The organism is Planococcus liqunii, from assembly GCF_030413595.1.
GTDB classification, from domain to species: Bacteria; Bacillota; Bacilli; order Bacillales_A; family Planococcaceae; genus Planococcus; species Planococcus liqunii.
Map to the genome: position 1 here is coordinate 2,413,444 of NZ_CP129238.1, position 16,722 is coordinate 2,430,165.

Annotated in this window: 18 protein-coding genes and 1 other annotated feature; of the genes, 4 read left to right on the forward strand and 14 right to left on the reverse strand. The window is 46.4% G+C overall.

All coding sequences use genetic code 11. The annotated features are described in order from the left end of the window. Nucleotides 1-97: 97 nt before the first annotated feature. From QWY22_RS12255 to proS, 5 genes are all read right to left on the reverse strand, one after another. A complete protein-coding gene (locus tag QWY22_RS12255; RefSeq protein WP_300981153.1) occupies nucleotides 98-2,689 on the reverse strand; it encodes a polynucleotide kinase-phosphatase in 2,592 nt (863 codons plus the stop codon). Continuing rightward, nucleotides 2,686-4,038, reverse strand: a complete 1,353-nt coding sequence (locus tag QWY22_RS12260) for a 3' terminal RNA ribose 2'-O-methyltransferase Hen1 (protein ID WP_300981154.1) — start codon at nucleotides 4,036-4,038, stop codon at nucleotides 2,686-2,688. Before QWY22_RS12260 ends, QWY22_RS12255 begins: the two co-directional genes overlap by 4 nt. 190 nt (nucleotides 4,039-4,228) lie before the next feature. After that, nucleotides 4,229-4,510, reverse strand: a complete 282-nt coding sequence (locus QWY22_RS12265; protein ID WP_300984387.1) for a CPCC family cysteine-rich protein — start codon at nucleotides 4,508-4,510, stop codon at nucleotides 4,229-4,231. 18 nt (nucleotides 4,511-4,528) lie between these two features. Further along, complete coding sequence (locus QWY22_RS12270; RefSeq protein ID WP_300981155.1) at nucleotides 4,529-5,362, reverse strand: nucleotidyltransferase domain-containing protein; 834 nt, start codon at nucleotides 5,360-5,362, stop codon at nucleotides 4,529-4,531. A gap of 37 nt (nucleotides 5,363-5,399) precedes the next feature. Further along, nucleotides 5,400-6,830, reverse strand: coding sequence for a proline--tRNA ligase (gene proS, locus QWY22_RS12275; protein WP_300981156.1), 1,431 nt, complete (start codon nucleotides 6,828-6,830; stop codon nucleotides 5,400-5,402). 53 nt (nucleotides 6,831-6,883) lie between these two features. Beyond that, nucleotides 6,884-7,081 (reverse strand) — a binding site (T-box leader). Between the two features lie 106 nt (nucleotides 7,082-7,187). Here proS and QWY22_RS12280 point away from each other — a divergent pair. Together QWY22_RS12280 and QWY22_RS12285 are read left to right on the forward strand one after the other, a co-directional pair. Beyond that, nucleotides 7,188-7,832, forward strand: a complete 645-nt coding sequence (locus QWY22_RS12280; protein ID WP_300981157.1) for an HAD family hydrolase — start codon at nucleotides 7,188-7,190, stop codon at nucleotides 7,830-7,832. Next, on the forward strand, nucleotides 7,829-8,446 hold the full coding sequence (locus QWY22_RS12285) for an NUDIX hydrolase (protein ID WP_300981158.1): 618 nt from the start codon (nucleotides 7,829-7,831) through the stop codon (nucleotides 8,444-8,446). The genes QWY22_RS12280 and QWY22_RS12285 overlap by 4 nt, the downstream gene beginning before the upstream one ends. A gap of 61 nt (nucleotides 8,447-8,507) precedes the next feature. On the opposite strand, the gene QWY22_RS12290 is transcribed toward QWY22_RS12285, so the two are convergent. From QWY22_RS12290 to QWY22_RS12300, 3 genes are all read right to left on the reverse strand, one after another. Further along, a complete protein-coding gene (locus QWY22_RS12290; RefSeq protein ID WP_300981159.1) occupies nucleotides 8,508-9,053 on the reverse strand; it encodes a GNAT family N-acetyltransferase in 546 nt (181 codons plus the stop codon). 79 nt (nucleotides 9,054-9,132) lie between these two features. Next, the gene (locus QWY22_RS12295) at nucleotides 9,133-9,372 is read right to left on the reverse strand and encodes a YqkE family protein (RefSeq protein WP_300981160.1); all 240 of its coding nucleotides are present in this window, start codon (nucleotides 9,370-9,372) and stop codon (nucleotides 9,133-9,135) included. A 13-nt stretch (nucleotides 9,373-9,385) separates the two neighbouring features. Beyond that, nucleotides 9,386-10,570, reverse strand: a complete 1,185-nt coding sequence (locus QWY22_RS12300; protein WP_300981162.1) for an acetyl-CoA C-acetyltransferase — start codon at nucleotides 10,568-10,570, stop codon at nucleotides 9,386-9,388. 80 nt (nucleotides 10,571-10,650) lie between these two features. Between QWY22_RS12300 and QWY22_RS12305 the strand changes: the two genes are divergently transcribed. After that, nucleotides 10,651-11,550 (forward strand): hydroxymethylglutaryl-CoA lyase, encoded by a 900-nt coding sequence (locus QWY22_RS12305; protein WP_300981163.1) that lies wholly within the window; start codon nucleotides 10,651-10,653, stop codon nucleotides 11,548-11,550. 15 nt (nucleotides 11,551-11,565) lie between these two features. Beyond that, nucleotides 11,566-12,513: an alpha/beta hydrolase gene (locus QWY22_RS12310; RefSeq protein ID WP_300981165.1), complete on the forward strand. Its 948-nt coding sequence runs from the start codon at nucleotides 11,566-11,568 to the stop codon at nucleotides 12,511-12,513. 23 nt (nucleotides 12,514-12,536) lie between these two features. Here QWY22_RS12310 and QWY22_RS12315 read toward each other — a convergent pair whose 3' ends face one another. The 6 genes from QWY22_RS12315 to yneA all read right to left on the reverse strand — a co-directional run bounded on the left by QWY22_RS12315 (nucleotide 12,537) and on the right by yneA (nucleotide 16,679). Continuing rightward, nucleotides 12,537-12,809 carry a hypothetical protein gene (locus QWY22_RS12315; protein ID WP_300981166.1) on the reverse strand — a complete coding sequence of 91 codons (273 nt, stop codon included), beginning with the start codon at nucleotides 12,807-12,809 and terminating at the stop codon, nucleotides 12,537-12,539. 145 nt (nucleotides 12,810-12,954) lie between these two features. Next, entirely contained in the window at nucleotides 12,955-13,197 is a 243-nt protein-coding gene (locus QWY22_RS12320) for a YneF family protein (protein ID WP_036806491.1), read from the reverse strand. A gap of 132 nt (nucleotides 13,198-13,329) precedes the next feature. Further along, entirely contained in the window at nucleotides 13,330-15,333 is a 2,004-nt protein-coding gene (gene tkt, locus QWY22_RS12325; RefSeq protein WP_036806494.1) for a transketolase, read from the reverse strand. An 87-nt stretch (nucleotides 15,334-15,420) separates the two neighbouring features. Then, nucleotides 15,421-15,654 carry a DUF896 domain-containing protein gene (locus QWY22_RS12330; protein ID WP_036806497.1) on the reverse strand — a complete coding sequence of 78 codons (234 nt, stop codon included), beginning with the start codon at nucleotides 15,652-15,654 and terminating at the stop codon, nucleotides 15,421-15,423. 57 nt (nucleotides 15,655-15,711) lie between these two features. After that, nucleotides 15,712-16,365, reverse strand: a complete 654-nt coding sequence (locus QWY22_RS12335) for a YneB family resolvase-like protein (RefSeq protein WP_300981167.1) — start codon at nucleotides 16,363-16,365, stop codon at nucleotides 15,712-15,714. Further along, the gene (yneA, locus tag QWY22_RS12340) at nucleotides 16,362-16,679 is read right to left on the reverse strand and encodes a cell division suppressor protein YneA (protein WP_300981168.1); all 318 of its coding nucleotides are present in this window, start codon (nucleotides 16,677-16,679) and stop codon (nucleotides 16,362-16,364) included. The genes QWY22_RS12335 and yneA overlap by 4 nt, the downstream gene beginning before the upstream one ends. Between the last annotated feature and the right edge of the window lie 43 nt (nucleotides 16,680-16,722).

The following is a 16,722-nucleotide window of genomic DNA, read 5'->3' on the forward strand; positions in this document are numbered from 1 at the left end:
TGGATCTAAGATTCTTCTGACGCTGGTTATATATTTTATGGTTCTCGTTTCACGTAAAAAGAAATCAGAAGACATGGATCCGTCTTCTGATTCAAAATTAAAGACGTGGATCTACCGGGTCAGATTCCATTGCAAGCGTCCCGAGCACACATTCGTGGACACGTTCGATTGACTCTCCTCCAACAAATCGGGTTAGTCCTTCAATTCCAAGAGCAAATTCTTTCAGGGCCAACTTCTGCTTTTTACCGGTGTTTCTATTCTTCAATCGGGCAAGGTTCTTTTCTTCAAGATAATCCATGCCGTAAATGATGCTCAAGTATTTCTGCCCGCGCACTTTAATCGCCGGCTGCAGCAGCTTTCCTTTGTTTTTCGGAATGTAAGATTCCGGTTTAATGATGATGCCCTCGTGCCCGTCTTCCGTCATTTCCTGCCACCACCGCACCACTTCCTGTTCGCTCGCTTCATCGGAAATGATTTTGAACTCCGTTTCCACAAACAAATCGGATTGGCTGGCGAGCATCCGGTTCATTTCCATATGCCACGTATGCGGCTGGTCGAAGAAGGTCTGCTTGCTATGAGCAAGAACATGGAAAGGGGCAATTTGAATGGACTCAGTCGATTCGACGTTCCAGCAGTATTTCTGAAAGACTTCGTTGAAAGTCTGGGCATTTGCCAGTTTGCCTTCATATTCTTTTAGCCAGCCGGCCAATTCTTCGTTATCTTTCGCTGCTGCTTCCAGTTTGCTTTTCAGCATCCCTCGGTCCACTAGTGCATTTTCCGACACATGGGCATACTGGCTGCTGATCAGTTCCTTCGCTTTTAAATTCCACGGCATGATTTCCGCGTCCAATAAAACATAATCCGTTTCGTGTTGCTCAAAATAATTGATTCGCTCCAGTTCATTATTCAACTGATGTACCATCTTAGCTTCGGTTTCCCCGTCAAAAAAGCGTTTGCCGGTCCGTGTATAAATCGTTCCTAAAGAAGCGATGCCGGTATGCTTTTTCGCGGCATCTGTGTCTTTGAACAAAAACAGGATTGCGCGGCTTCCCATGTGTTTTTTCTCGGCCACCAGTCGCTGAACCCCATGGCTCCGGTAATAATCGATCGCTTCTTTCGGGTGCTCCAAATAGCCTGCAAGCGATGACGGTTTTGGCGTTGGGCTCATTGTCGGTGGAATGTAAACCAATTGCTCAATCGGCACAGTGAAATGGGAAACGGCATCTATCGCCGGTTTAACAATATCCGACGGCACTTTCACTTCCCCGATATCTTCAGTCAAGACGGAGTAGCCATGGAGGAATTTGCCGATATTCGGCGGATTCAGCCGGTTTTTTTCCCATTCTGCCAAGGGATTGTCGACAGTTCCTGTATAAACATCTTTCGCTTTTACGGACACAAAATCCCTTTCCGGGTAACGGTATGCCGTCAATTCGCCGCCGAAAACGACACCTTGGTCAATATTGATGGTGTTATTAATCAACAATGGCTTCGGTTTTGGATCATGGCCCCAAACAATTAGGAGATTCCGGCTGTGCGAAACGGTCCAATCTTTTCGAACCGGTTTTCCATTTCCATTGAATCCACCGGTATCGCCGTAACGGCAAAAATCACTGATGGCCTGGGATTGCTTGCCGATAAATGCATCTTTAATGCCGGCATGGGCAGCAGCAAGAACCGGTATGCCATTTTTATGAATGACGTAATGAGAAGGAGCGTTCAAAAGAAACTCTTTTAACTGTTGCTTGAGTTCCAATGTTTTCTCGCTTCCCACCTCTTTTTCATACTGGATAAACTCTTCTTCCACTTTCTCATCCCCGTGGCTGAGAACCACTTGCCGGCCATCCAGCCACCGGGCGATTTTCCATCCGTGATTGCTGTCAATCATATAAGCGAGCCCTTCTTCGACATGCCGAAGGAAAAATTGCAAAGTCCGTACTGATTCCGGTCCCCGGCTCATGACATCCCCGACTGATAAAAAGCGTCTGCCGAACGGATGCACATACAAGCCTTCCGGATTTTCCTGATAGCCGAGCTTTTCCAGTAATTCGACAAACTCTGCAAAACAGCCATGGATATCCCCAATCACATCAATGCCGTCTTGCAACTCGATGTCCAAAGGATTGACATGCCTGAAAAGCTCCAGCCCTTCCGTCTCCTTGATCGTATACACCGAGGCAAATCCTTCTTTTTTGATAAACCGCTTTTCATTTCTGAATACTTGCGACTGCTGTTTGATCCGCTTTTTCCCTCGCGGTTGGTCGCGCTGCTCATCCCGTTCTAACAGCACCCGCTCCGGAATATCAAAGACAAGTGCGGTAATCGGCACATGATTTTTTTGGGCCAGCGAAATAAACCGTTTCCGGTCGTCTCCCCAAAGGTGAGTCGCATCGACCAGGACCAGTTTGTTCAGCCGGCACCGGGCTTCGATCAACGCATCCATCATTTCAAATGCTTCCGTTGAGATTTCCTGGTATTCATCCATCAGCGCTGCAGCTTCATCTTGAGGACGGTTGCGCCAATCGATAAAGTCCTTGTCGCTGACCAGCATGCGGAAGTCATCGGAGCTGATGATTTCAGATGGCAAAATTTCTTTTTGGTCCACAAGCTTTCTTAGTAATGTCGTCTTTCCACTATTGGACGGACCGACCAATAACACGATACCGGCATGCGGCAAGCCGATTCTCATAGCTGGTTCACCTTCCTTTTAAAAACACACATTTGTGTCGGCTGTCCTTGAAGTTCCTGTTCTTCCCCAATCCCTGAAAACTCCAGTTCATAGTGGCCCTGATGATTTCGTTCGCTGCACCAGACCTGAAATTCCTTCCGTGTCCATTCAAAACGGTGGTCATCGTGGCGGAAATGGTCGTCCATATCATAAAGTTCGTTGTACTCACGGTTCGGCGTAGTAATGATCAAAGACTCAGGTGCGTAAGCGTGTAAAATCGTGTCCAATGCTTTAGGCAGACGCTCTGCATCAATGTGCTCAATCACTTCACATAAAATGATCATGTCTTTTCCTTTCAGCCGCTCGTCGTAATAAAACAGCGACCCCCACAAAGTTTCCGGTTCTACAAACCCAGCTTGTTCTTTCGCTTTTTCGAAACGGCGGATGGCTTTCAGCGTTTCAGTCTGAGAGGGTTCCACGGCGAGCAGTTCCTGGATGCCGTCCATAAACCCCAGTTGAACGGCCAATTTCCCTTCGCCTGAACCGAAATCCACTACGCTTTTCGGCTTTAGGCGGCTGGCTGTTTCGATAATTTTTTCGTAGCGCATATCATTCAACCGTGCCTTTTTTACCGGTTCTTCTATCAGTTCATTTGCAGCCGGTTTTTCCACCAGGCTATATATCTCTTTAAACCGGAGAGCCTGGCGGTAAATCATTTCCCGGAGCGGATGCTCCTCGAGCCAGCCTTCTCCGTAGCGTTCAAGCTTATCGATTTCTTTTTCATCGATGAAATAATGTTTGTAATTGTCAATGACCGGAATCAAGACAAATAAATGGCGAAGGGCATTTTGCAGTGTTTGATGCCCTGTCACAATAAGGGTTCGGGCGGAACTTTTTTCTTTTAAATCAAAAGAATAATGGATTTCCGGGCGGGAAATTGCGACTTCATATCCCATCGGTTTAAACAGCTCTTCCAATTGCTTATCGGAAAGAGAGGAAGATACCGGACCGAACTCAAGCGCCAGCGGGAATAGGTGGCCGACCCATTCGCTGTATTCTTCTTTTGGCTGGCCATTCAATGCGGTGCCAAGAGCTGAGCGGATAAACGAACAGAAAATGCTTGAAACGGCAAATTCCCGATCGTTGATATAATGCGTGATGTCATAAGAGTTGGATTTGTTTTGAAGCATTTCGAGCGGATCCGGTGTGACAAAGATGGTCGCTTCAAGTTCTTCGGCGTTGAACTTGCTGTAAAACATCCGGACCAAGTGGCCTTTTTGATTTCTTTCATATATATTATTCGGGTTTTTTGCCAACAAATAAGAAACCATTTTGGCATTCTCCCCTGTAGCACGAATCGTCAATTGCATAGTAAACGCTCCTTCTATAAACCAATAGTCCTCTTTAATATTCCAAATATATCATAAGAACAGGGAATAAATTGATATTTTTCAAATCCATTCAATAAATAAATCGGTTTCTTTACAGCGCATTCCATAAAAAAGAGCAGAAAACAGTCTAATCCTGTTTCCCGCTCCTTATCATTTACTTTACCTGCTGTTAATGAGGCCGCTTTTGTTCATAGCGGATGAAATTCTCATCTTTCACATCTTCTTTTATCGGCGCTCTGACAAATTTAACGCTTCCTTTATCACAAGCACCGAATACCAAAAAATTCTCCTGTGCCTGCTTTAACGACATCTCATTGGCTCCTCCTTTTTCGGAAGGATTGTCATACTGATACCCATCGTCTTCCCAAAAGCAAATAACACAATTCTCAAAGGTACCGGGCGGCTGTTGGGTTAACATTTTATACCCGCAGCAAGGACATGTGAAGTTCAACATCATCTTCCTTCCTGTTTAGTTATTTCTCGGCCTTGCCCCAAGCGCTCTTTCCATTCCCCCTGGACGAATAGCATTTGGATAATTGCTTCGTGCCAATTGGAAGATCTCACTGACCAATTCCTCCAATACCTTTACGCTTTCCTGCGGATCTCCCAGCAAAACCGATGCAAAGCGTTCCAAACCATTTTCCGGCAAAATGTTCATTTTCCCGAGTGAATGGTTCTGCCATTTAAAAGCTGGATGGTGGACGAATTCTCCGTTCAGCGCAAACAAGATTCCCATCAATTTAATTTCAACTGCCACAAAGGTTTGGTACAGCATCAGCCAGTCGTGCCGGGCTACGAGTGCTTCGCGGTTTTGCCACCGGCTGCCGAGTTCGGCATTTTCCTGAATCATCGCTCTAGCAAGATCTTTCGGATACTGCTCAATTTGCTGCTTCAGTTTTAAAATCGGCTTTATCCCTTTAAGCGGCACACCGTCTTGAATAGTTGCGAGCAGCACTTGCTTATCATAGTCTGTTTCAAACTTCGCCGTGACATCTTCAATGTATTGAATGGCTGTACTTGATAGGAAACTGCTGATTTCCAGTTTGACAGTTTCAACCGTATAAGTTTCAGCCCATTCATCGTCTTCATAAGGATGAAAGTCAAGAAGCTTGCCGGAGAGCCTGGCAATCGGCTCTTTCCGGTCCCTGTCAGCCGGAGCTTCTTTCCAAAAAATAAACAGTTCGATGTCTGAGAATTCGTCATGCAGCCCGCGCGCAACGGATCCGCCGAGCAAAACAGACTCAACTTTCAGATTTTCTATATAAATCGCAGCTGCTCGCTTCGCCAAATCCATTAACTCCATTTGGTTTTCTCCATTTCTTGTTTAGCTCTCTCATCAATTAATATGCTTTTGCCCAAATGACGAGCTGCTCCGCTCCTTCGCCGCAGCAGACGCAGGTTTCTGACAGGCGTTCCTGCTCGAACGGAATGCAGCGGGATGTCGCCTGCGTTTCTTCTTTAATTCGGTCCTCGCACGCTTGTTTCCCGCACCACATCGCTTCGATAAATCCGCCTTCTTTCGCCAGTGTTTCCTTAAACTCTTCCATTGATTCAACAGCATGGGTTTTATTGATCCGGTGCTGCAGGGCTTTGTCATACAGATTTTTTTGGATATCTTCCAGCAGCCGCGCGAGCTCCGTCTCCAAATTCTGCTGTTCAACCGTCAATTTCTCGCCTGTGTCTCTTCTGACTAACACCACTTTGTTTTCTTCAATGTCCCGTGGCCCGATTTCTAGGCGGACCGGAATGCCTTTCATTTCCGATTCGCTGAACTTCCATCCCGGCTTTTTATCGCTGGCGTCGATGCCGACGCGGAATTTCGATTTTAATGCCTGCTGCAGTTCATACGCTGCATCCAAGACTCCTTCTTTATGCTGGGCAATCGGCACAACCAGCACTTGAGTCGGTGCGACGGCTGGAGGCAGGACCAGCCCTTTGTCATCGCCGTGCACCATAATCATGGCGCCTATGATGCGCGTAGTGAAGCCCCAGGAGGTCTGGTGGACCGTCTGCAGTTTGCCGTCCCGGTCCAAAAATTCAATGCCAAAGGCTTTTGCGAAACCTGTGCCTAAATTATGCGAAGTTCCGGATTGCAGCGCTTTGCCATCGTGCATCAAACTTTCAATCGTGTACGTGTATTTCGCGCCGGCGAATTTCTCTTTTTCCGTTTTTTGTCCTTTGACGACCGGAATGGCCAGCACCCGTTCACAAATATCCGCATAAACTTCTAGCATTTTCACGGTTTCTTCGTGGGCATCCTGGTCCGTTTCATGGCATGTATGGCCTTCCTGCCATAAGAATTCAAGCGTCCGCAAAAACGGCCGGGTGGTTTTTTCCCAGCGGACGACATTCGCCCACTGGTTGTATAGCTTTGGCAAGTCGCGGTATGAATGGATGATGTTCTTGTAATGCTCGGCAAACAGCACTTCTGAAGTCGGGCGGATGCACAGGCGTTCCGCTAATTCTTCATCGCCGCCGTGCGTTACCCAAGCCACTTCCGGCGCAAAGCCTTCGATATGGTCTTTTTCTTTTTGCAGCAGGCTTTCCGGAATCAGAAGCGGCATATATACATTGTCATGTCCGGTTGCTTTGATTTCCGTATCCAATGCATTCTTGATGTTTTCCCAGATGGCATAACCATATGGCCGGATGATCATCGATCCCCGCACGCTTGAATAATCGACCAGTTCCGCTTTCAACACCACGTCTGTGTACCACTGCGCAAAATCTTCATCCATATTTGTAATTTGTTCCACTAGGTTCTTTGCCATATCCATTCTCCTTTTCGGTATATTAATTGAAAACAAAAAAAGCCCTGCTCAAAATAAGGGACCCAGAAGGCGGTACCACCCTAATTTAAAGCAAAGCTTTACTCTCGAACATGATAACGGTATGGACCGCTGCATTTTTCAATGCAGAATATGAAAGGCAGGTTCAATAGCTTCCTTTGGGTTCCTCTCACCAAACGGGACCCTCTCTGAAAAAGAAACGTCTATTTACTAATCCTTAAAATTTCTGATTCTGCTATTTATATTTTAATTAGCTTAATTGAAATAGAATATTTAGTCAATAAGATTTAAGATAGGATTAAGAGATATTCTGTTTTCCAGAAAGGAAAGGGGTAAACGATGAAAGCGATCTTATTTGATTTTGACGGCACACTGGCCAATACGCTGCCCGTCTGCGATGTGGCTTTCCAGCATGTCTTCAGAAAATTTGACGGGCGCGAACTTTCTTCTGCCGAGGTCCGGGCGATGTTCGGTCCATCCGAAACAGGCATTATCCGCAAAAACCTTAAATATACCGATAAAGATGAAGCAATCGAACAGTATTATGCCAAATACCTGGAGCGCCATGCTGAACTGGTTGAGCCCAATCTAGAAATCCATGACTTGCTTCTTTTACTAAAAGAACAAGGAATGAAATTGGGAATTGTCACCGGCAAAGCAAGAAGAAGCCTCGACATCTCCCTCGAAGCGCTGGGCTGGGAAGGATTGTTTGACGCCATCATTACAGGAGACGATGTGGAAAAGCCGAAACCGGATCCGGAAGGTGTGCTGAAAATCTTAGTGCAATTAAATATTGTCGAAAATGAAGCGATTTTCATTGGCGACAGCGATGCGGATATACTGGCGGGCATTGAAGCAGGCGTCCTGACAATCGGCGTCCAATGGCTGCCGGACTATCAGACTTTGGAATTTGCCGCTGCACCTGATTTTCATTTCAAAACGGTCAATGATTTCAAGGAAGCATTAGAAAGGGGATTCAAATGAGTACAAAATGGCTCGAATGGGCGCAAAGAATTCAGTCGCTGTCCCAGGCAGGACTGGCTTATTCCAAAAACGTCTACGATTTGGAGCGCTTTGAAGAATTGCGCGATATCAGTGTGGAAATTTTAAAAGAGCATACCGAACTGGAAATGGAAAAAATCAAAGACTTGTTCGCAAACGACACCGGCTACCAGACGCCGAAATTGGATATCCGCGGAGCCGTTTTCAAAGACGGAAAAATTTTGATGGTCCATGAAAAAATCGATGACTGCTGGTCTTTGCCTGGCGGCTTTTGCGACATCGGCCTTTCCCCTGCAGAAAATATCGTAAAGGAAATCAAGGAAGAATCGGGGTTTAACGTAGTGCCGGTGAAACTTTTAGCCGTTCTGGATATGAAGAAACACCCGCACCCTCCCCATGCTTTCCATTATTATAAAATCTTTATCCAGTGCGAAATTGTCGGTGGGAATGCTGCAAATGGCGTGGAAACTCAAGATGTGGAGTTCTTTGAAGAAGGCAAGCTGCCGCCATTGTCCATCAACCGGAATACCGAATCGCAAATTCAGTTATTATTTGATTTTTGGAGAGATCCGGGCAAGGTAGCAGTGTTTGATTAAGGTGATTTCCATGCAGAAGGAAAATAATGACTTTTCCTTCTGCTGAAATCTCTCTATCCCTTTAATCCAACAGGTTCCCCATCACGAATGTATGATGGAATTTTCCATCTGAAAGGAGTTTGTCGTTCTTCAATACCCCTTCTGTTTCAAATCCCAGTTTTTCATAAAGCGCCACCGCTTTTTGATTTTCTTCCAGAACATACAGAACGATTTTTTGGATGCCGATTGATTTGGCCCATGCAATCGATTCGTTCAATAAGTTTTTTCCGATGCCGTGCCCCCAATATTCCTTTAACACCCCAACACCAAACTCCACTTTATGCAAAGAGCGCTTCAAATGGCTGCCCTCACATCTTGAAAAACCGAGAATCCGGCCATGGCTTTCAGCGACCAAAAACAAATTCCTTGGATGATTCGCATCTTCTTCGATTAACCGTTCAAATCCAATTACGTTGATAAACCCTTCCCCTTTTTCCCGGTCCATGTTCTCTGTTTCTCCATCGATTTGCAACCGAACTTCGGACAGTTGCGCGGCATCCTCCACTTGGGCAGGCCGGATTGTATACTTCTTATCTTTCACCAGAAATTCCTGCTTGTCCAAAAACATTCCACCCCTCCTATTCTTAATGAAAAATAACCATCCTCCATTCCTTGTTCAGGAATGGCAAAGATGGTTATCCGGTTGCTTAGTATTTATTACCTTTATCCCCGTGACGTTCCAGTAATTCCTCAAACGACAGGTTCTTTTCGCGCTGCTGACGCTCGAATACTCGTTGCGCTTCGATTTCATCCTGCCGCTGCTGTTCTTCTTTCAGCAATTCTTTTTTTGTGGCTTGCAGCTTTGCCAGAATGTCTTCCGGCAACTGGCTGCTTGCTTCTTCTTTTTTCTTTGGTGCATTCTGCTTTGCTGCTTTTTTCTTAGCCATACTTGTTCTCTCCTTAAGGGCGTTTTACGATGGTCGCTACGCCTTGGCCGCCGCCGATACACAGTGTCGCAAGGCCTGTTTTCGCATCGCGTTTCTGCATTTCATGGAGAAGCGACACAAAAACGCGGGCTCCGCTTGCACCGATTGGATGTCCAAGGGCAATCGCACCGCCGTTGACATTCAGAATGTCGTGGTTGAATTTCAATTCACGGTCAACCGCAATCGACTGGGCAGCAAATGCTTCGTTTGCCTCGATCAATTCGATTTCTTCAAGCGATAAGTCCGCTTTTTTTAAGGCATTTTTCACTGCCTGGACAGGTCCGATTCCCATAACCGACGGATCGACCCCGGCATTGCCATTCGCCACAATCGTCGCTAGCGGCTTAAGCCCCAGTTCGTCCGCTTTCGCTTTTGACATCACGACTACTGCCGCTGCGCCGTCATTGATGCCGGATGCATTGCCAGCTGTAACGCTGCCTTCTTTTTTAAATGCCGGACGCAATTTCCCCAACTTTTCAGCAGTGGAATCACGTTTTACGTATTCATCTGTTTTAAAAATCACCGGCTCGCCTTTGCGCTGTGGAATTTCGACCGGCACGATTTCATCATCAAACTTGCCTGCGTCGATAGCCGCTGCGGCACGAGCTTGTGAACGGGCTGAAAACTCATCTTGTTCTTCACGCGTTATTTCATAGCGGTCGCATAAGTTTTCCGCTGTAATTCCCATATGGTAATCGTTGAACGCACAAGTCAAGCCGTCAACGAGCATGCTGTCGACTACCTTTTGGTCGCCCATGCGGAAGCCGCTGCGTGCATTTTCGAGCAAATACGGTGCTTGGCTCATGTTTTCCATTCCACCGGCAACCACGATTTCCGCATCCCCTGCATAAATCGCCTGATACGCCAGATGAACCGCTTTCAGTCCGGACCCGCAGACTTTATTGATCGACATGGCTGGCACCGTGTCGGGAAGACCCGCTTGAATGGATGCTTGGCGTGCCGGGTTTTGGCCGAGTCCTGCCTGCAGCACATTGCCCATGATCACTTCCGAAACTTGTTCCGGTGCTATTCCCGCTTTTTCAACGGCTTCTTTAATGACAATCGCCCCTAATTTGGTAGCGGGTACATCTTTTAACGCTCCCTGGAACGATCCGATTGCTGTACGAACGGCACTGACAATAACGATTTCTTGTGACACTTTGTTTTCCCCCTTGTTTGGTTGTTTACCGGTTGCTCTTTTCTCCCTCTACTGGCTAAAATGGTAGCAGGAGGGATACTATGTTCATTTTACCAAATAGTGCAACGATTATCGAGGTCGGACCAAGAGACGGACTTCAAAATGAAGCGAAAGTAGTTTCAACCGAACACAAATTGCAATTTATCGAAAGTTTGCAGCAAGCGGGTGTCCAGGAAATGGAACTGACGTCTTTTGTCTCGCCGAAATGGGTCCCGCAAATGGCTGACGCGAAAGACATCATGGCCAACGTGGAGAAATCCGGAAGGCAATTGGTCTTGACGCCGAATGAAAAAGGCATCAATGCTGCACTCGAATCCGGAGCCCAAGCAGTTGCGGTATTCGTCGGGGTGTCGAATACGTTCAACAAGAAAAATATCAATAAAACAACAAATGAAAGCATGGAAGCGCTTAAACCGCTTATCCTTCAATTAAAACAAGACGGCGTCTTTGTCCGGGCCTGCATATCAACAGCGTTCCACTGCCCTTTTGAAGGGGCGATCAAACCGGAAGACACACTTTCGCTATGCCGGCAGTTTGTCGACTGGGGCGCGGACGAATTAAGCGTTGCCGATACAATCGGCATGGCGACGCCTGTGGAAAGCTACCAACTGTTTTCGCAATTAAAAGAAGCGTTTCCAGACGTATTGATAACGGCCCATTTCCACGACACACGCAAAATGGCGTTGGCCAATATATTTGCGGCGCTTCAAGCAGGCGTGGACCGGTTTGATTCATCCGCCGGCGGACTTGGGGGCTGCCCGTTTGCACCCGGCGCTACCGGAAATGTCGCAACCGAGGATGTCGTCAATATGCTGCACCAAATGGGCATTGAAACGGGCATCGACCTCGACCGGTTGTGCGAGGCTGTCCAAAAAATTGAACCTTATGTATCGAATCCGGTTGATACCGGCATGTATCGGCTTTATAAAAATCGGACCTAAGAGGAGCAACGGGATATGAACAAACGTTTTTGGCAAGTTTCAGCCATTGTGTCAAGCGGGCTTGCTGTCGCTGTTGCGGGAGTCGGCATTGCCACCAGCAACCGGTTGATGTACGTGAAGAAAAAAGACGAAAGCCTCATTTTAGAGCGGGAAACTACTGCTAAACGCTACGACGAAGTCTGGTATGCCAAGGTCAAAAAAAGCGAACGATGGATCGAATCGGAAAACGGCTATCCCATCAAAGCGATTTTTCTGGAGCCGCACAACACGAATCGTTATGTCATTATCTGCCACGGCGTTACTGAAACAAAAGTGAACTCGTTTAAATATGCCCGTATGTTTGAACGGCTCGGCTTTAATTCTGTCGTATACGACCATCGCCGCCACGGTGACACCGGAGGAAAAACCACCAGCTTTGGCCATTACGAAAAACTGGACTTAAAAGCAGTCGTTGAAGCGCTGAAACTGCACGCCGGCCCTGACTTGGTATTCGGCATACACGGAGAATCGATGGGAGCGGCGACAACGCTCCTCTATGCCGGCATGGAAGACAACGCGGCTTTTTACATTGCCGATTGCGCCTATTCGGATATTTCCAAGCAAATCCTGCATGTCATGAAAACGACTACGCCGCTGCGCACTTCACTTGCTTTGAAACTGGCGGCCGTGTTCATGAAACTGCGGGACGGCTATTCCATCAGTACGGTGTCCCCGATTGATGCGGTCCCGACTATTAAAAAGCCGGTTCTGTTCATCCATAGCCTCAATGATGAGTTCGTTTTGCCGGAAATGTCGCGGGAAATGTATGAGCTGAAGAACGGTCCCAAAGCACTCAAAGTGTTCGACGAAGGGGCACACGCCCAGTCATTCAACAAGAATCCGGAAGAATACGAAGCAACGGTCGCAGATTTTTTAATGGAAAATGGGCTGTTGTCGTCCGAAACGCAAAAAAGCACTCATTGAGAGTGCTTTTTTTCATACCTGCTTTATTTCTTTTTATTCAGCACCAACTTCAGTCCGGCTTCGGCTTCTGCGCCAATGAAAAATTCCACGACCGGTCCGGTTCTGGCCACTCCTTTTACATGCAGTTCGATCGTATCCAGACTGTAATCCGACAAGCCCTTCACCATCTCATTGATTTGGTCCATTGACACCGGCAGCACTTTCCCCGCTCCTGCCGTATTGAAACTTTCTTGTTCTTTGCTGTCTTCTTTTTCAATCACCGGCATGTAAAAGACGAACTCTTCTTGTTCAGGCATACTGTTCCCTCCCATTTCTGAAGTTCTTTCAGTCTCCTTTTACCTGTTTGGCGCTCCATTGAAACGTTGGGCGCCATTCAATCCGCCAAATGCCTTTGCGCACTCAATTTTGGCCATGAAAAAAAGCACTCTATGTGAGTGCTTCTTATTTTTTAGCTGGTTTTCCAGGTTTAGTTGACGCTTTATTCATTTGAGCCATCATTTGGTTGATTTTTTTCTGAGACGGTTTTTGTCCCATTTGCATCATCATGATTCGCAGCATTTCTTCATTGATTGGTGGATTGTCTTGCAAATATTTCATCATGTATCGGCGAGCGATATAGAATCCAAGTGCAACACCTGCGAGTAAAGCCACGATTACGATTAAGATCCAAATCCATGTATCCATTCTTGTTACCTCCTTCGTGTTGCGTAAATAAGTAGTGCACCACAATGGATTATACTATAAATCCGTTCCTGTGACCATAAGATGAAAATAATAAAAGCGGAAGCAATCTTCCGCTTCCGCTTTTCTGTCATATTATTGTTCGTTGATCAAATTCTTGACTTTGTTGACCACGTTTTCTGGAGTAAAGCCGAATTCTTTCATGATGCGCTCGCCCGGTGCACTTGCACCGAAGCGGTCGATGGAAAGGATATCGCCTTCATCGCCAGTGTAGCGTTCCCAGCCGAATGATGATCCCATTTCGATCGCCAAACGTTTTTTCACTGTTTTTGGAATGACGGACTGTTTGTATTCTTTGTCTTGTTTCTCGAAACGGTCCCAAGAAGGCATCGATACAACAGAAACCGAAATTCCTTCTTCAGCCAATTGCTTCTGTGCTGCTACAGCAAGGCTGACTTCAGATCCAGTCGCAAGAAGCAATGCTTGCGGGTTTTCTGCAGGAGAAACCACATACGCACCTTTTTCCACGCCGCTTTCTGAAAGCTCGCCTGAATGCTCAAGCACTGGCAAGTCCTGGCGGGAAAGAACAAGCAAAGTTGGAGTTGTTTTTGCAGTCAATGCCAACTTCCAAGCTGCTTTTGTTTCGTTTGCATCTGCTGGACGGACAACGCTCAAATTCGGCATTGCACGAAGTGACGCAAGATGTTCAACCGGCTCGTGAGTCGGTCCATCTTCCCCGACCGCTACGCTGTCGTGTGTAAATACAAATGTTACTGGAAGTCCCATCAGTGCCGCCAAACGGATGGCTGGGCGTACGTAGTCGCTGAATACGAAGAACGTGCCGCCGAATACATGAAGGCCGCCGTGAAGCGCCATGCCGTTTAACGCAGTACCCATCGCAAATTCACGTACTCCAAACCAGATATTGCGTCCGGCTGGGTTTTCAGCGTCAAAGTCGCCTCCGCCTTTGATGTTGGTTTTGTTAGATCCTGCAAGGTCCGCACTGCCTCCGAAGAACGAAGGAACCGCTTTGGCAATGGCATTGACCATATCGCCAGAAGACGCACGCGTCGCTTGCTTCTTGCCAACTTCATAAGTCGGGAATTCCGCATCGAAGTTTTCAGGAAGTTCACCTTTGATCGCTTTTTGAAGTTGAGCCGCAAGTTCCGGATGCTCGGATTCGTACTGTTTGTAAAGCTCGTTCCAAGCTGCTTCCGCTTTGCCGCCAAGCTCATCTGTTGCTTGTTTGAATGTTTCATAGACTTCTTCAGGAACGTGGAAGTCCTGATCAAATGTCCACTTGTAGTATTCTTTAGCCAGTTTCATTTCGTCTTCGCCAAGTGGTGCACCGTGCGCATCTGCTTTACCGGATTTGTTTGGAGCTCCGTAGCCGATTACGGTTTTCACTTCAATGATTGTCGGTTTGTCGGATGACTGTTTAGCCTGAGCAATTTTTTCAGACAAATCGTCCAGCTCGTTGCCGTCGTTTACACGCAAGTAGTTCCAGCCATAAGACTCGAAACGTTTTTGAATGTCTTCCGAGAAACTCATGCTCAAGTCGCCATCAAGCGAAATGTCGTTGCTGTCATAAAGGACAACCAATTTGTTCAATTTCAAATGGCCGGCAAGTGAGATCGCTTCACCAGCAACACCTTCCATCAAATCCCCGTCTCCGCATAAAGCGAATGTGTGGTGGTCAACGATGTCCAGGTTTTCTTTATTGTATGTAGCTGCTAAATGGCGTTCTGCCATCGCCATTCCGACTGCCATCCCAATCCCTTGTCCAAGCGGGCCCGTAGTGGCTTCTACACCTTTCGTGTGGTGGTATTCAGGGTGTCCAGGTGTTTTGGAATCCCATTGGCGGAAGTTTTTGATTTCGTCCAATGACAAGCCATATCCGCTTAAGTGAAGCAAGCTATATAGAAGCATCGATCCGTGTCCAGCCGATAACACAAAACGGTCGCGGTTGAACCAGTCCGGATTGCTCGGGTTATGGTGCATGTGTTTAGTCCATAAAGTGTAAGCCATAGGAGCAGCGCCCATTGGCAATCCAGGGTGGCCCGAATTAGCTTTTTCGATAGCATCTATGGAAAGTGTGCGAATCGTAGTCACTGCAAGTTGATCTGCATGGTTTGACATAAAAAAACATCCTCTCTAATACAAAATTTCATCCCTTTCTAGTGTAGTCAACAATAGAAAAGAATACAAATAAAAAAAGAATAAGTATTAATTTAAATACTTATTCTCGCGGATATTTTTAATTTTGTCAGGCGTTACATCGTCGCCGTTCGGATCGATCACTTTTACGTTTTCAATTGTTCCGCGCATCGTTTTGCGGAAAACCTGCAAATATTCTTCCCGCAAGGAAGATTGCTCTTTTGCTTCTTCAACTGACAAGCCAGCAGTTTTCGATTTACGCGATAATTCGTTGATTCGCTTTAATTTATCTGGAGATAACATCAAATACCACCTTTCTTCTTTCATATCGTACAAAAGAAGAGGCATTTCTGCAATATATTAGCCCTGTTTCATCTGTTCAAATTCTTTATAGCGCCGATGGACGGTTGCTTTGCTGGCCTTGTAGCCAAACCCTTGCAAGGTGATCGCAATCTCATGGAAAGTCAATCCGTTTTCTTTCAGGCTGACAATTTGGTCAATCGGCAAATCAAGGCGTTCCCGGCCTTCCGGATTGCCTTTGCCTTTCAAGTTTTTTTCAGGTTTATAGCCATTTTCGACTGCGCGCTTCATGCCGCGCTTGATTTTGGCATTATGTATTTTCCGTTGATATTCTTCTACAATCGCTAAAATTTCCAGCACCATATCGTCCATATCGTTTAACGCGATTGGACCCCGGTCGGATAAGGTATACACTTCAACTCCGTATTTTTTCATGACATGCAAAAGAGCAATGCGGGCATGGCCTCGCCCAAGACGGGTTTCGTCCTGGACAAAGACCGCATCGATTTTTTCAGTCTTGATGCAATTCAGCATTTCGAGCAGACCTTCCCGGTCCATTTCATAGCCGCTATGCTGATCGGAAAAAATTTGGTCAACGATATACGATTGTTCAAATGCAAATTTCAGCAATTCTTCTTCTTGTCTTTCGAGCGAAGTTTCTTGAGTGTCTTTCGTGGTACTGACTCGGCAATAGATTAACGCAGTCTTTTTCATTCTGCATCACCTGCCAGCTTGATGGTTTCATCTGGGGCATATTTTAGTCGATCACTGGGAATCTTAATCGATTGACCGGCGACGATTTTCGAAGTAGTTAAACCGTTTTCCTTCATAATTTCGTCTATCCACTGCTGATGGGGAGTTTCACCGCTGAAAGATTCCGCTAATGTCCATAAAGTATCGCCTTCTTCAATTTGCACATGGCTCATTTGAGCTTCTTCGTTATTGTGGTTCACCACGGTAAAAATCGAAAATATAAGAATCAATGTAAATAATGCAGTAAAATAAGAATGTTTTTGGATAATTGTCATATGAACCGCCTCCTAGGAATGTGTGTTCGGAATATATGTTCTT

What these genes read in the sequence shown, in the direction of transcription:
- QWY22_RS12270 (WP_300981155.1), bottom strand. Translation starts at nt 5,362, where the DNA reads ATGGAGTTAATGGATTTGGCGAAGCGAGCAGCTGCGATTTATATAGAA.
- QWY22_RS12255 (WP_300981153.1), bottom strand. Translation starts at nt 2,689, where the DNA reads ATGAGAATCGGCTTGCCGCATGCCGGTATCGTGTTATTGGTCGGTCCG.
- QWY22_RS12320 (WP_036806491.1), bottom strand. Translation starts at nt 13,197, where the DNA reads ATGGATACATGGATTTGGATCTTAATCGTAATCGTGGCTTTACTCGCA.
- QWY22_RS12280 (WP_300981157.1), top strand. Translation starts at nt 7,188, where the DNA reads ATGAAAGCGATCTTATTTGATTTTGACGGCACACTGGCCAATACGCTG.
- QWY22_RS12290 (WP_300981159.1), bottom strand. Translation starts at nt 9,053, where the DNA reads ATGTTTTTGGACAAGCAGGAATTTCTGGTGAAAGATAAGAAGTATACA.
- QWY22_RS12260 (WP_300981154.1), bottom strand. Translation starts at nt 4,038, where the DNA reads ATGCAATTGACGATTCGTGCTACAGGGGAGAATGCCAAAATGGTTTCT.
- QWY22_RS12315 (WP_300981166.1), bottom strand. Translation starts at nt 12,809, where the DNA reads ATGCCTGAACAAGAAGAGTTCGTCTTTTACATGCCGGTGATTGAAAAA.
- QWY22_RS12335 (WP_300981167.1), bottom strand. Translation starts at nt 16,365, where the DNA reads ATGAAAAAGACTGCGTTAATCTATTGCCGAGTCAGTACCACGAAAGAC.
- QWY22_RS12305 (WP_300981163.1), top strand. Translation starts at nt 10,651, where the DNA reads ATGTTCATTTTACCAAATAGTGCAACGATTATCGAGGTCGGACCAAGA.
- proS (WP_300981156.1), bottom strand. Translation starts at nt 6,830, where the DNA reads ATGGCAAAGAACCTAGTGGAACAAATTACAAATATGGATGAAGATTTT.
- QWY22_RS12330 (WP_036806497.1), bottom strand. Translation starts at nt 15,654, where the DNA reads ATGTTATCTCCAGATAAATTAAAGCGAATCAACGAATTATCGCGTAAA.
- tkt (WP_036806494.1), bottom strand. Translation starts at nt 15,333, where the DNA reads ATGTCAAACCATGCAGATCAACTTGCAGTGACTACGATTCGCACACTT.
- QWY22_RS12285 (WP_300981158.1), top strand. Translation starts at nt 7,829, where the DNA reads ATGAGTACAAAATGGCTCGAATGGGCGCAAAGAATTCAGTCGCTGTCC.
- QWY22_RS12310 (WP_300981165.1), top strand. Translation starts at nt 11,566, where the DNA reads ATGAACAAACGTTTTTGGCAAGTTTCAGCCATTGTGTCAAGCGGGCTT.
- yneA (WP_300981168.1), bottom strand. Translation starts at nt 16,679, where the DNA reads ATGACAATTATCCAAAAACATTCTTATTTTACTGCATTATTTACATTG.
- QWY22_RS12295 (WP_300981160.1), bottom strand. Translation starts at nt 9,372, where the DNA reads ATGGCTAAGAAAAAAGCAGCAAAGCAGAATGCACCAAAGAAAAAAGAA.